This is a genomic window from Methylobacterium sp. Leaf94 (genome assembly GCF_001426045.1).
GTDB lineage: Bacteria > Pseudomonadota > Alphaproteobacteria > Rhizobiales > Beijerinckiaceae > Methylobacterium.
Genome location: NZ_LMRM01000040.1, coordinates 1 through 12,864 on the forward strand (window position 1 = coordinate 1; position 12,864 = coordinate 12,864).

Consider the following 12,864-nt stretch of genomic DNA (forward strand, 5'->3'; position numbering starts at 1 on the left):
CGTCGATACCGCACGCCTGACCGGTGCCACGCCCTTCGGCACCATCCTCAAGACCGTCGGCGCTTAAACCCCGCCATTACGGGCCTGGGTAATTACCTAGAGCGGTGTCCGATCGGATTGAATCGATTAGGGTTTTGAGAGCGGCGCAGATGTGATTCGATGCCCGGCTTTCCAGGAGGAGAGCCGGATGCCCTCAGCCCTGTCAGCCGATCTGCGTGAACGCGTCGTGGTGGCGATCGAGGCAGGCGCCTCACGCCGGGAGGCCGCCCGACGCTTCGAGGTCAGTCCTGCCAGTGCCGTGCGTTGGCACGAGGCCATCGTGCGGGAAGGCCGCACACGGGCCAAGCCGATGGGCGGCGATCAGCGTTCGCACGCCATCGAGGCCCAGGCCGACCTGATCCGTCAGACCTATGAGGCCAAGCCCGAACTGTTCCTGCGCGCGTTGCGCACCCGACTGGCCGAACATGGCCTACTGGTCGGGGCGAGCAGCCTATCCCGCTTCTTCAAGCGCCACGGCATCACGCGTAAAAAAACACCGGCCACGCCGCCGAGCAGGATCGGGAGGACGTGAAGGCGGCGCGCCTGGCCTGGTTCGAGGGCCAGCCCGACCTCGATCCGGACAGGCTCGTATTCCTCGACGAGACCGCGACCAACACGAAAATGGCGCGTCGCTACGGGCGGGCTCCGCGTGGTGAACGCTGCCGGGTGGCCGTACCGTTCGGGCACTGGAAGACCATCACGGTCACGGCGGGGCTGCGGGCCAGCGGCCTTACGGCGACCGCACTTTTCGACGGCCCCATGACTGGGGTCCGCTTCCGCCGCTATGTCGAAGAGACCCTGGTGCCGGCCTTGAACCCGGGTGACACGGTCGTGCTCGACAACCTGCCCGCCCACAAGGTCAGCGGCATCCGCGAGCGCATTGAGGCGGTCGGGGTCCGGCTGCTTTACCTCCCGGCCTACTCGCCCGACTTCAATCCGATCGAACTCGCCTTCGCCAAGCTCAAGGCCTGCTTGCGTGCCCAGGCCGCTCGCACGGTCGCGGACCTCTGTGATACCCTCAAGCAAGCCTTCGAGCGCTTCACACCAGTCGAATGCCGCAACTACCTGATGGCCGCAGGCTACGATGCCTTTGATCCAACCTGATCGGATGCAGCTATAATAGGCGGTGATTGCCGCTACGAANGCGGCCCCCGGCCAGAGCCCGGTCGCCAGCATGCGCACGGTCGCGGACCTCTGTGATACCCTCAAGCAAGCCTTCGAGCGCTTCACACCAGTCGAATGCCGCAACTACCTGATGGCCGCAGGCTACGATGCCTTTGATCCAACCTGATCGGATGCAGCTCTAGAAAAGCCCTTGCGCATGTCGGTGTGGCCGGTCGCCAACCAGACCCGCACGTTGGCCGGCAGCGGGATCATCGCCCCTCCAGGGCATCGAGCACCCGACGCAGCGCCGCGGCATCGACGTCGGAGCCGACCCGCACGCGCCGGCCGCCGCCCAGACTGATCTCGATGTGCCCGCCGGAGCGGCGGGGCCGGGTCGGCTGCGGTTCGGCTTCCACCGACGTCGGGCGTGGTGGGGGCACGACGGCGACCGGCACGAGCGCCGGGACCGGAGCCGGCGACACGACACGCTCGCAGAGCAGGTTGCGCCAACGGAACAACTGGCTCACGTGAATGCCGGCCGCGCGGGCAACCTCCGAGGCCGACACACCCGGCTCGAACGAGGCGGCCACCAGCCGCTCCTTCTCCGACCGCGTCCAGCACCGCCGCCGCTCCGCCCTCACCAGTTCGATGCTCGCCCGCGTCATGCTCAAGGTCCTAGGATTACTCCTATGACCTCAACCCCACCCGACCATCACACAACGCGGCCCTCGCCGCACGCGTACGCTTCAACTGCCACAGCGTCAGTATCTGAGGGATCCATCATGCCTCCAGGAAGCTCAAGGCTGATATCCTGAAGTCCATGTCGATACTGCCGGACCAGGATGACGCGATCGCCCTCATCCGTTGCGAACATATGCACGCCGTCGGGAAGCTCCAGAACGTAATAGGGAGCCACTGCCACCCCTTCAGGTGTTGAGCAATCGTCTGCGCTGACGCTGATCCAACGAGCCTGGATGACGTGAGTAGATCTTTAAATCGTCCAACGCTTGCCGCGAAATATCGGGAACCCTTTACGCAATCATGCAACAATGCCGGGCGGCGAGACCACTACCTAAATGACTCGAAACGACGTGTTGACCTTGGGCACATCAGGAAATTTGTGCTCATCGCCGGCTGGAGCACCGCTTGACAACCGACAAAACTCGATGAGCATCAGCCACGCCTCGACAAGTGACACACCACCAGCATAATTGTCATCTCACGGCTTTGCTCCTCCGATTCGAAACTCACCGAGCCGGAACACCCTACTTACGCTTGACCGAAGCGATAAGTTAAAAGTCAAGTCAGCTTTATTGCCTAACTTTCAATCAAGGGCACAGCGTTGTACCGCTATGCCCAGGAATTAAGCTGCTATGGAGAGGGCAGCCTATCTATCTCGGCTGAGCCCTCAAACCTGCCCTCTCAGCCTCCGCGGCAGCACCGCGCACAATAGGATTGTAGAAGGTCCTCGTCGGGTCACAAACGACGCTTTAGGAACCAGCCTAGAGGCACAGAACTCGAAGACGTAAAGGCTAGCGCGAGTCACGCCGTGAACGTCAACACTCTTCTTACGCCGAACGTCCATCGGCAGATACGTAGCAATCTTTGTAAACTACCTTCTGCCAATCGAAACTCTGTCGTCGCCTCCTTCAAGCGAAAAGGATCTCAGGCACGCCGATAAATCTAAGATACTTGGCCGTGAGCCTGAAGGAGTACGCTTTCCTTGGTCACGCAGGAGAGAATAGGATTTTGCGATCAGTGACAAGCCTCTGCTGCGTCACTCATCCCAAGAGACCGAATCATTGGACAAGCGCTATCTAATTGATTTATGACCCGCGTAAACCAGTATAATTTTCTAGGAACCATCGGTATGTCTGACGGAGCCCAACCTCAAGTTCAATTTCTGGCTGCCACCCCATCCCACTTATACGGGATACATCCATCAATTTACGAGGAGTACCATCAGGTTTAGTCGCGTCAAATTCCAACCTTCCTTCATAACCAATCACATTTACTAGCGACTCCGCAAGCTCTCGTATCGTACAGTCTTTCCCAGTGCCAACGTTTATATGCGAAAGGTCTGGTCGGGTATTAGCAGCGTAAGTTTCATCGTCTAATTCCATCACAAACACGCTGGCACGTGCCATATCATCGACGTGAAGGAATTCACGCATCGCGCGTCCCGTTCCCCAAACCGTGACTGATGGCACATCGTTAACCTTCGCCTCATGCAACCGACGCATCAAAGCCGGTAAAACGTGCGCATTCTCCAGGTGGAAGTTATCATTCGGTCCATACAAATTGGTAGGCATGACGCTACGGTATCGCCGTCCATACTGACGATTGTAGCTCTCACACATCTTGATTCCAGCAATTTTTGCAATTGCGTAGGGCTCATTGGTTGGCTCGAGTAGACCCGTCAGCAGCGCGTCCTCGCGCATAGGCTGCTGAGCCAATTTTGGATAAATGCATGAGGATCCAAGAAACAGCAACCGGTCGATATCCGACACGTGGGCAGCATGAATAAGGTTTGATTGGATTAACAAGTTCTCATGTATAAATTCAGCTGGATAGATGGTGTTCGCGTGAATGCCGCCAACCTTCGCAGCAGCAAGATATACCATGTCGATCTGATGATCATTGAAAAACTTCTGTACAGCTCTCTGATCAAGCAAGTTAAGATCTTGCCTATCGGCCGTGAGTATATTTTTATAGCCACGCTTTTTTAAATCTCGCAAGATTGCAGACCCGACCATTCCTTTATGGCCAGCAACAAATATTTTCTTCGATTCCATTCGTTCCATTGTGGCCAAACCCTAAATTTAGGAATAGGCTTACATAAATATTTCGATTCTGCGTGTCAACTGAGGCAATTTAAGTCTTATAAATCATACCAATCCTAGTATTATTTGATGGTCATTTCTTCTGTTTAGCGAATGAATAAGAGAGGTTTATTGCTATTTCCGAATATCGAATTCATATCTCAGATGAGCTAGTTTGTTGAATAGATTCAAAACTAATACTCTTTAAAGAGCTATTGCTCTATGACTGATTCAAGCTATTAGTTCTTACATTGTCCGTAATCGGTATGCCAACGCTACGCCTCCTTTGGAAAGAAGCATGGTATTGGCCTGCCTTCCTCCAATAGCGCAGGCTCGAAGTTAGTGCATCGTCGGTCTGGAGCTGGTCCCATTTGCAGTCCACGTCCTATACAAGTTCTCGAGCTGTGACAGCTTAGTTGGCGAAGGCTCGGGGCGTCAGTCACCCTAGGGCTGCGAGAGGATGGCTCTCGTTGTAATGCCGCCGCCACGTCTTGATCTTGCTCTTCGCGTCGGCCAACGACAAGAACCAGTTCGCGTTCAGGCACTCGTCGCGCAGGCGGCCGTTGAACGACTCGACCAGCGCCTTATCCGGCATGATCTCTGCCAATGCCCCGTTCCCGCTATTGGCTGGAGCCACTAGATGTTTGGTCCCGGCATTTGGCTCGGCCTGGCTCCCGGTTAACCATGATCCGGAAAGAGGCATCGGCATCCGAGGGAAAGCGCAGCAGAGGGCTTTCCAGGATCCCCGCATTGCACCAGGTTGAAGCCGGGCAGCCTATGCACGTGGCGTCCGCTTTGACGAGCGGCCGCCACCGGTGTTGACGCACCGAGCAGCGGCCTGACCACCGTCGTATCGAGTAAGGATACCACCATGGCTACGAGCCCCTTTAGCGGCGTTACGCCGTTCGCGAAACCGTCCCCGCAGCAGAAGTTCGATCTTGCTGCCGATCTGGACCGGTCGCCTCTCCAGACCTGAAGTCCGAGAGCCCCACGCCCGCCTAGATGCGGCCCGCGCACGCGGGAGCGTATCGTCGCGTGCGTGTGTGATCGCGTGGCCGACGCATCGCGCGATGCGATTCGCCCGCAAAGCCCCCTCGCCCCTCTTCATCGACGCCTCATGGGCTGCCCGACTGGCGCGCCTTCGCGCCCGGGCCCCACCGCACAACGCGCCGCTGTTCTTACGGCCGTGTGCGTCCGCGCGTCTGCTTTCCTGGAGACGACCCTCTTGTCCTTCTTTCTCACCAACCCGTCCGCCGTGCACACCACCTGCATCGTCGAACACCTCGACGGCGATCCTCTCGGTGTCCGCATGGTCACCAACCCCGGATCATCCGCCGTCGTGCTCGCCGCCCCCTGGCCCCGCCGCGACGCCCTCGTGGCCGGAGCCGGAAGCTTACGTATCGCTGCCTACATCCTTGCCGGCTCGGTCGAGCTCGAGGGCACGAGTTGGGCCATTTACAATGGTGAGACGATCAACCTCGGTCAGCGCCTGGGGTGTCACGCCCGCGATCCGTCGAAGGCCTTTGTCTCCAGCGTCTTCGTCCTGACCAGCCGCGATCCGCTGTTCGGCAAGGGCCATGTCGTGGGCCTGCAATGGCTCATTGATGCGCGGATCGAGCGCACCGGGCGAGCACACATCCTGCGCGGCGCGCGTCCGAGCCGCCCTGACCTCGATGCCGCGACCTGGACTCGCCTCGAGCGCCTGCTCGACGATGCCCGCCACGGGCTGGTGGCCCTGGGCTGCCGCCTGTTCGAGCCGATCCGGCCGGAGGCCACCGAACTGCGCGAGATCGAACGCCTCGCCGGCCCTGTCGGTGGGGACCCCACGAGCGGGCGAGACAAGGAGGCGGCTGGTTCGAGCGCGTTCACCGAGCGAATGACGGGCTTGCACGAGGGCGCCACCCTGGCCGGGCCGATCGAGCCGCGCCGGCTCTACCTCGTGCACCGCGATGTCTGGGCTCATGCCGTGGCCATCGACGGCAATGTCACGATCCGGGCCGGCTCTGAGATCCGCCGCAGCGGATACGCGACCATGCCCCAGGGCATCCAGCTCGATCGCGAGCGGCTGTTTGCCTCCGACATCGTGGTCGAGATCCCCAACACCGATCGTTGGCGCCTGACCCGCGACATCAACGTGTCTTCGCTCTCCTCGGCGGCAAAGTTCGTCACCGGCTCCCACGTCCACGCCGCGAGCTGGAAGCCGATGCCCTGATCGCGAACGGGCTGCAGCCGAGGATCGGCTGCAGCCCGCCGTCATCTTCGGCGCGCGCTCGTCTTCCTCTCTCCTTGCACTGCGCCTTCCTCCCTCCTTCCAACCCTGCCCGTTCGCATCGCTGCGCCGCGCCGGCGCCAATGCCCTCTCGAGGTCTGCCCGCATGAGCTCTGATCCTGTCGCCCACCCGCCGGCCGCGTCGTCCGTGTGCCCCCTGCCCGGCGTGCCCCTGACCTGGTGGCGGACCCTCCCGCCCGAAGCCCTCGATCCTCCCGCGCAGAAGCGCCTGCGCGCCGAGCTCCGCGGGGCGCCCGCCCTGCCGCTCCCCGGCTGGGAGGCGGCAATCCAGGCCGATGCGACCGCCGCGATCGGTGTCGCAATCCCGGTCCTGGCGGCAAGCCTGGCCTATCCCGGCTGCCTCGACCGGGCGCTCTCGCCGGTGTTGCTCTGTGCCGTCCTCGGGGATCCGGCCCGCCGTGATCTCCTCGTGCATGCCCTGGGTCGTCGCGCCCAGCGCCGAGCTGATCTCGACGCCCTGCGTCTCGCCCATCGCTGGTGCCGCAGGGGGCATGAGGGCTCCTCGTCGATCACCGCACCCGGCCGCTGAGGAGGACCGCACCATGGCATTCTCCTCGACCGCCCCCCTGCCGCGCATCGACGCCGCGGCCGCCCGGCGGCTCATCCTGGCCGCGCTTCCGCGCCGCCTGCGCTTCTGCCTGGATGGCGACCTGCGGATCTCGGCCGCGCGTGAGGCGCTGAGCAGCGAGATCACATCCCTCGTGCCCGAGGCGGCTGCCCTGGCCGCGACCTGGAGCGCCTCCGCCATAGCTGCCGGAGCCGATCCCTGGTGCGATCCGGACTTCATCGCGGCCCGGAACGCCTTGATGTCCCTCCTCGACTGGCATGCCGCCGCGGCCGATCTTTCCGCAGCACGAGCGCTCGCCGATCTTGTTACCTTAACCTCGTGCGGCGGCGCCGATGCGGCCGCGGCGGCGCGGCTCGCCTTGCCGCTCTGGCTCGAGGCTGAAACCCTGCCGGAGCTTTCCCTCCAGCTCTCGGCGATGGCCGAGGCGCAGACGAGGATCGGTCTGGGACGAGCGGCTCGCGGCGTCGCGGACGCGGAGCGCGACATCCACGAGCAGGACGCGGAAGCGGTGCTTTTCGAGGCCTGGACCGGGGCGCTCGAGGGAGCGCTCCTGGCCTTGCGTGCGGCCGCCGCGTCCGTGGTCGCCGCCGCAGCCATTCTCAGCCGCGGCGCGACCAGCGAGGCGCTGACCTGCAGCCTGCTGGTGCGTGCGCTGCCCTTATTTGGCGAGCGCCTGACCCAGCCGCTGGCGGATCAGGCGGGCGAGCGGGAGCGCCGGCGTCGCCGCGAAGCCGAGGCGGCTTTGGCCAAATCCGTGGCCGATCACCGTGAGACGTCGCGGGCCCTGAGCGCCTCGCGCGAGGTCGTGCCGACCCTGTCCGAAACTGCCGCGATCCCCGCGGGCCAGGTCCTCGTTGTGGCGGATGTTCAGGAAACGGGGACCGACCGCGGTCGCAGCCTAACCAAGGGATACGAAGCCATCATCGGCCGCCTCGTCCCGCTCGCGCCGGTGCCGGACCTGCGGGCGCTGCGCTCTGTCTTGCAGTTCGAGTTTCCCTATGCGGTTGAGACCATCGATCGCTTGCTCACCGATCTGGTCGGCCGCTCTCACCTCCTGTTCCGTCCGACCCTGCTCGTTGGGCCTCCCGGCACCGGCAAGAGCCGGCTGGTCGCGCGCGTGGCTCATCATCTCGGCGTCGGGCTCTGGCGAGTCGATGCGACCCACGACAGCGGGGCGGCGATTGGCGGTCTGGACCGGCGCTGGGCCACCGCCGAGCCCGCGCATCCGGCGATGGCGATCGCGCGCTTCGGCATCGCCAATCCGCTTATTCTGGTCGATGAACTCGAGAAAGCTTCGACACGCCGCGACTACGGGCGGCTCTGGGACAGCCTCCTGCCACTGTTGGAGCCCGAAACGGCCGCCGCCTATCCGGATCCTGCGTTCCAAACCGCGGTGAACCTCAGCCATGTGAACTGGCTCGCCACGGCCAACAGCACCAGCTTTCTGCCGGGACCGTTGCTCGACCGATTCCGTGTGATCGAGATGCCGGGCCCGACCGCCGCTGACCTCGAGGCTCTGTTGCCGCCTGTACTTCTGGGCATCGCCGCGCGCCGGGGACTGGATCCGCGCTTCCTGGCCATGCTCGATGGCGAGGAGAGGGACCTAATCCGTCGAGCATGGCTGGGCGGCTCGATCCGCCGCCTAATCCGACTCGTAGAGACGGTGGTCGCCGCACGTGAGACCGTCGGTCTGCGGCACTGATCCAAGGTCTAACCCGTCCCCTGCTGCCAAGACCGAGCAGCGGAAAGGGTTCGGCCAAACTTCACCTGCAACGGCGGCCCGGATTATTCTTGCCAAGGTTGATGTGCTAGGCGATCTAGAGATGCTCTTAGGCGGGGATGACCCGCCTGTAGAGGTGCCAGGTCGCGTGACCGAGGATCGGCATCACGACCGCGAGGCCGACGAAGAGCGGCAGCGACCCGAGGATGAGCAGGCCGGCCACGACGAATCCCCAGGCCGTCAGGGTTCGCGGATTGCGCCGGAAGGCGGCGAGCGAGGTTTCGATCGCGGTCAGCATGTCCACGTCCCGGTCCACGAGCATCGGCACAGAGACCACGCTGAGCGCGAGGACCACGAGGGAGAAGGCGAAGCCCACGAGATTGCCGATGACGATCAGGGCCCAGCCCCGCGGGGTGGTGAGCACGTCCTGGGCGAAGGCAAAGATCGAATCCGGCACGCTCGTTCCGTAGAGCGCCCAGTAGATCCCCTGTGCCGCCACAAGCCAGCAGGCGAAGACCACCGCGAGCAGCAATCCAAGCCCGGCGAGGGCGCCCGCTGCCGGCCGGGTCAGGTTGGCGAAGGCGTAGGCCCAGTCGGTCGACAGGCCCTGCTCGCGGCGGCGGCTCAGTTCGTAGAGGCCGATCGCCGCGAACGGGCCGATCAGGGCAAAGCCCGCCGCCAGGGGAAAGACCAGGGGCAGCACCTCGGTGCCGAAGGCGGCGGTGGCCAGCACGATGCCGACGAGGGGATAGATCAGCCCGATGAAGAGGGCGTGGGTCGGCATCGCCAGGAAATCGTCGACGCCGCGGCGCAGCGCCATCGAGAGGTCGTGCCCGTCGATGGCATTCACCACCGGGCGGGCCATGCTGTGGCCGAGATCGTGAACCGGAAGGGTCGTCATGGCTCAAGCCCTCACGTAGGGAGGATGCCCACGACGTCGGCGTCCGAGCCCGTCTCGGCAAGACAAAAGTCCTTCCGGACCCAATCCCGCCGCGCATGCCCGTGCGTGCTTGCGCCGAGAGCGACTACCCTCGACGCTAATCCCTTTCGGCGGTCTTGTCTTCAGCCGTGCGGATATGCGAGCGAAGATTTTCGGATACTGTCTGCCGAGGCGCGAAAGCTTGGCGCTGGGCGGCCTGTGTCAGGCCGCGCGCTTCTGATAGTCCTTGATGTCGCTGAAGCGGACCTCCGGGGCGCGCTCCTCCTCGTAGCGCAGGGAGAAGGCCGTCGTGGCCATGAAGACCGGGGCCCCATCGAGGTCGCTCGCCATGGCGGAGCCGTGGCTGCCGATGAACTTGTCGAGTTCGGTCTCCTTCTCGGCGGTGATCCAGCGGCAGATCGAGAACCGGGTCGGCTCGTAGTCGATCGGCAGGCCGTACTCCGCCTGGAGACGCTCCTTCAGCACGTCGAGCTGCAGGGCGCCCACGACGCCGACGATAGCCTGGGAGCCGTCATGCGGGCGGAAGACCTGCACGACGCCTTCCTCGCCCATCTGCTGCAGCGCCTCCTTCAGCTTCTTGGCCTTCATGGCGTCGGTGAGCTTGATCCGGCGCAGGATCTCGGGTGCGAAGCTCGGCACGCCGCGGAAGACGATCTCCTCGCCCTCCGTCAGGGTGTCCCCGATGCGCAGGGTGCCGTGGTTCGGGATGCCGACGACGTCGCCGGCGAAGGCCTCGTCGGCGATGGCCCGGTCCTGGGCGAAGAAGAATTGGGGGGCCGAGAGCGACATCGGCTTGCCGGTGCGCACCAGCTTGGCCTTCATGCCCCGGTTCAGGCGCCCCGAGCAGACCCGCATGAAGGCGATGCGATCGCGGTGGTTCGGATCCATGTTCGCCTGGATCTTGAACACGAAGCCCGTCATCTTCGGTTCGGTGGGCTCCACGAGGCGCTTGTCGGCATCCTGGCCGCGCGGTGGCGGTGCGAAGCGGGCAAGTCCGTCGATCAGGTCGCGCACCCCGAAATTGCGCAGGGCCGAGCCGAAGAACACCGGCGTCAAGTGGCCCTCGCGGAACGCCGCGAGGTCGAAGCGCTTCAGCCCAGTCTCGGCGAGCTCGGCCTCCTCGCGCCAGGTCGCCGCCTCGCCGTCCTCGGTCAGCAGCTGGTCGAAGAGCGGATCCGCCACGCCTGTCACCGCCACGGTGCCGGCATCGTCCGCCGCATCGAGGCGGCGCACCCGGCCGTTTCCGAGATCGTAGGTGCCGGCAAAGCTCCGGCCGCGTCCGATCGGCCAGGTCACCGGCGCCACGTCGAGGGCCAGCACCTTCTCGATCTCGTCGAGGAGCTCGAAGGGATCGCGCGCTTCGCGGTCGAGCTTGTTGATGAAGGTGACGATGGGGATGTCGCGCAGGCGGCAGACCTCGAACAGCTTGCGGGTCCGCGCCTCGATGCCCTTGGCGGCATCGATCACCATCACGGCCGAATCGACGGCCGTCAGGGTGCGGTAGGTGTCCTCGGAGAAGTCCTCGTGGCCGGGGGTGTCGAGGAGGTTAAAGACGCAGTCGCCGTATTCGAAGGTCATCACCGAGGTGACGACGGAGATGCCGCGCTCCTTCTCGATGCCCATCCAGTCCGAGCGGGTCGAGACCCGGTTGCGCTTGGCCTTGACCTCGCCGGCGAGCTGGATCGCGCCGCCGAACAGCAGCAGCTTCTCGGTGAGCGTGGTCTTGCCGGCATCCGGGTGCGAGATGATCGCGAAGGTGCGGCGGCGGGCGACGGGGTCGGCCTTCGCCTCCGGCGGCTTGATCTCAGACGGCATCAGCATGGCGGGCAAAAATTTCCGGGTCCGCCCTGGGCGGCATTGCATTCGCGACGGATAAGCGACGAAGGGGTGTTCTGTAGGCGTTTCGCGCGCGATGCGCAAAACTCAGCCGCGTCCGAGATAGGGCATGGCGGTGGCCATCACGGTGAGGAACGGGACGTTGGCCGAGAGCGGCAGGCCCGCCATGTAGACCACCGCGTCGGCCACGTGCCGCGCATCCATCACGGGCTCGGGGCGAATGCTGCCATCCGCCTGCCGGGCGCCCTTCGCGATCCCTGCCGTCATCTCCGTCTCGGCATTGCCGACGTCGATCTGCCCGCAGGCGATGTCGTAGGGGCGTCCGTCCAGGGCCGTCGCCTTGGTCAGGCCGGTGATCGCATGCTTGGTGGCCGCGTAGGGCGCCGAATGCGGCCGCGGCGCCTGCGCGGCGATGGAGCCGTTGTTGATGATGCGCCCGCCCCGAGGATCCTGCGCCTTCATCATCCGGAAGGCTGCCTGCGTGCACAGGAACGCACCGGTGAGGTTCACGTCGACCGAGCGTTGCCAGTCGTCGAGGGCGACCGTGTCGATCGCCGCCGCGGGCGTGAACACCCCGGCATTGTTGAACAGCAGGTCGAGCCGCCCGAACCGCTCGCCCACCCGGGCGAACAGCCGCGCCACCGAATCCGCTTCCGCCACGTCGGTCACCAGGGCTTCCGCTGTAACACCCGCAGCCCTGGCCAGACCGGCCACCTCCTCGAGGGGCGCGAGGCGCCGCCCCGCCAGGGCAAGGTCATAGCCCGCCGCGGCGAGCGCCAGGGCCACGCTCCGCCCGATCCCCGACCCCGCCCCCGTCACCACCGCGATCCGCCTGCCCATGTCCCGCTTCCCACTCCGCGCCGCCAAGAGCCATAAGCGCCCCCTTCCCCTGTTGCCAGCACCTGACACTGCGTCTAGACACACCTCCGCCGAGCGCGATGGGGCGTCGCCAAGTGGTAAGGCAGCGGTTTTTGGTACCGCCATTCCCAGGTTCGAATCCTGGCGCCCCAGCCATCTTCCAATTTCGCCTATTGAGCCCGTAGGTTAGGCGGAACCATCCTTGGGTGGTGTGTTGATTTTCGCTGAGAGTTGACCCGGCGGAGCCCGAAGTTTCCATCGAGAAGTGATCCGTGTCTGAACCCACCCCTGGCTTGCTGGTCGGGGGTCATGGAGTGATCGACATGGCATTATTGAGCGTCATCCGGCGCTGGGCATTTCGAGAAGGGATGCCGATCCGGGAGATTTCGCGACGGACAGGATTGTCGCGCAACACCATTCGCAAATATCTGCGATCGGACGCGCAGGAGCCGGTGTATCGAGCGCCGGAACGGCCCAGCAGGTTGGACCCGTTCGCCGCAAAACTGTCAGGCTGGTTGAAGGCCGAGGCGAACCAGTCCCGCAAGCAACGGCGTACAGTGTCAAACAGCGTTGAACATTGACCCTGGATTGGAGTGGGCCCCTGACGGTGGGCACGATCAGGCGGCGGTTTTGACCGTCTGCCGGGCGTGCTGCTCCTCGAACTGCACGGGGCTCAGATAACCGAGC

9 protein-coding genes, 1 tRNA gene and 2 pseudogenes are annotated in these 12,864 nt (G+C 64.0%); 6 read left to right on the top strand and 6 right to left on the bottom strand.

The genetic code is table 11. From position 1 onward, the window contains the following. Positions 1–187: 187 nt before the first annotated feature. Positions 188–1,143, top strand: a protein-coding gene (locus tag ASG63_RS24585) for an IS630 family transposase (RefSeq protein ID WP_156394244.1) whose coding sequence is annotated in 2 segments (ribosomal slippage) — positions 188–527 and positions 527–1,143 — 957 coding nt in all. Because the reading frame shifts where the segments join, the coding sequence is not laid out codon by codon here. A gap of 269 nt (positions 1,144–1,412) precedes the next feature. Here ASG63_RS24585 and tnpA read toward each other — a convergent pair. The 3 genes and pseudogenes from tnpA to ASG63_RS18230 all read right to left on the bottom strand — a co-directional run. Then, positions 1,413–1,808, bottom strand: coding sequence for an IS66-like element accessory protein TnpA (gene tnpA / locus ASG63_RS18225; protein WP_056219741.1), 396 nt, complete (start codon positions 1,806–1,808; stop codon positions 1,413–1,415). A 1,161-nt stretch (positions 1,809–2,969) separates the two neighbouring features. Then, the gene (gene fcl, locus ASG63_RS24590) at positions 2,970–3,938 is read right to left on the bottom strand and encodes a GDP-L-fucose synthase (protein ID WP_082559387.1); all 969 of its coding nucleotides are present in this window, start codon (positions 3,936–3,938) and stop codon (positions 2,970–2,972) included. 466 nt (positions 3,939–4,404) lie between these two features. Continuing rightward, positions 4,405–4,554 (bottom strand): annotated as a pseudogene (locus tag ASG63_RS18230) (integrase core domain-containing protein); the annotation flags it as partial. Between the two features lie 636 nt (positions 4,555–5,190). Between ASG63_RS18230 and ASG63_RS18235 the strand changes: the two are divergent. The 3 genes from ASG63_RS18235 to ASG63_RS18245 all read left to right on the top strand — a co-directional run bounded on the left by ASG63_RS18235 (position 5,191) and on the right by ASG63_RS18245 (position 8,525). Next, complete coding sequence (locus tag ASG63_RS18235) at positions 5,191–6,177, top strand: hypothetical protein (RefSeq protein WP_056219746.1); 987 nt, start codon at positions 5,191–5,193, stop codon at positions 6,175–6,177. 163 nt (positions 6,178–6,340) lie between these two features. Next, positions 6,341–6,784: a hypothetical protein gene (locus ASG63_RS18240; RefSeq protein ID WP_156394245.1), complete on the top strand. Its 444-nt coding sequence runs from the start codon at positions 6,341–6,343 to the stop codon at positions 6,782–6,784. 13 nt (positions 6,785–6,797) lie between these two features. Next, a complete protein-coding gene (locus ASG63_RS18245; protein WP_244479967.1) occupies positions 6,798–8,525 on the top strand; it encodes an AAA family ATPase in 1,728 nt (575 codons plus the stop codon). 127 nt (positions 8,526–8,652) lie between these two features. Here the strand turns inward: ASG63_RS18245 and ASG63_RS18250 are convergent, their stop codons facing one another. The 3 genes from ASG63_RS18250 to ASG63_RS18260 all read right to left on the bottom strand — a co-directional run bounded on the left by ASG63_RS18250 (position 8,653) and on the right by ASG63_RS18260 (position 12,159). Then, entirely contained in the window at positions 8,653–9,444 is a 792-nt protein-coding gene (locus ASG63_RS18250) for a DUF2189 domain-containing protein (RefSeq protein WP_056219751.1), read from the bottom strand. 240 nt (positions 9,445–9,684) lie between these two features. Further along, complete coding sequence (locus ASG63_RS18255; protein ID WP_056219756.1) at positions 9,685–11,304, bottom strand: peptide chain release factor 3; 1,620 nt, start codon at positions 11,302–11,304, stop codon at positions 9,685–9,687. A gap of 102 nt (positions 11,305–11,406) precedes the next feature. Further along, entirely contained in the window at positions 11,407–12,159 is a 753-nt protein-coding gene (locus tag ASG63_RS18260) for an SDR family oxidoreductase (protein ID WP_056219759.1), read from the bottom strand. A 99-nt stretch (positions 12,160–12,258) separates the two neighbouring features. On the opposite strand from ASG63_RS18260, the gene ASG63_RS18265 reads away from it, so the two are divergent. Together ASG63_RS18265 and ASG63_RS24595 are read left to right on the top strand one after the other, a co-directional pair. Next, a tRNA-Gln gene (locus ASG63_RS18265) sits at positions 12,259–12,333 on the top strand. A 167-nt stretch (positions 12,334–12,500) separates the two neighbouring features. Then, positions 12,501–12,734 (top strand): annotated as a pseudogene (locus ASG63_RS24595) (IS21 family transposase); the annotation flags it as partial. Positions 12,735–12,864 lie beyond the last annotated feature (130 nt).

Bases quoted from the DNA above. Each gene is read 5' to 3' on its own strand.
- ASG63_RS18255 (WP_056219756.1), bottom strand. From the start codon at position 11,304: ATGCTGATGCCGTCTGAGATCAAGCCGCCGGAGGCGAAGGCCGACCCC.
- tnpA (WP_056219741.1), bottom strand. From the start codon at position 1,808: ATGACGCGGGCGAGCATCGAACTGGTGAGGGCGGAGCGGCGGCGGTGC.
- ASG63_RS18240 (WP_156394245.1), top strand. From the start codon at position 6,341: ATGAGCTCTGATCCTGTCGCCCACCCGCCGGCCGCGTCGTCCGTGTGC.
- fcl (WP_082559387.1), bottom strand. From the start codon at position 3,938: ATGGAATCGAAGAAAATATTTGTTGCTGGCCATAAAGGAATGGTCGGG.
- ASG63_RS18245 (WP_244479967.1), top strand. From the start codon at position 6,798: ATGGCATTCTCCTCGACCGCCCCCCTGCCGCGCATCGACGCCGCGGCC.
- ASG63_RS18260 (WP_056219759.1), bottom strand. From the start codon at position 12,159: ATGGGCAGGCGGATCGCGGTGGTGACGGGGGCGGGGTCGGGGATCGGG.
- ASG63_RS18250 (WP_056219751.1), bottom strand. From the start codon at position 9,444: ATGACGACCCTTCCGGTTCACGATCTCGGCCACAGCATGGCCCGCCCG.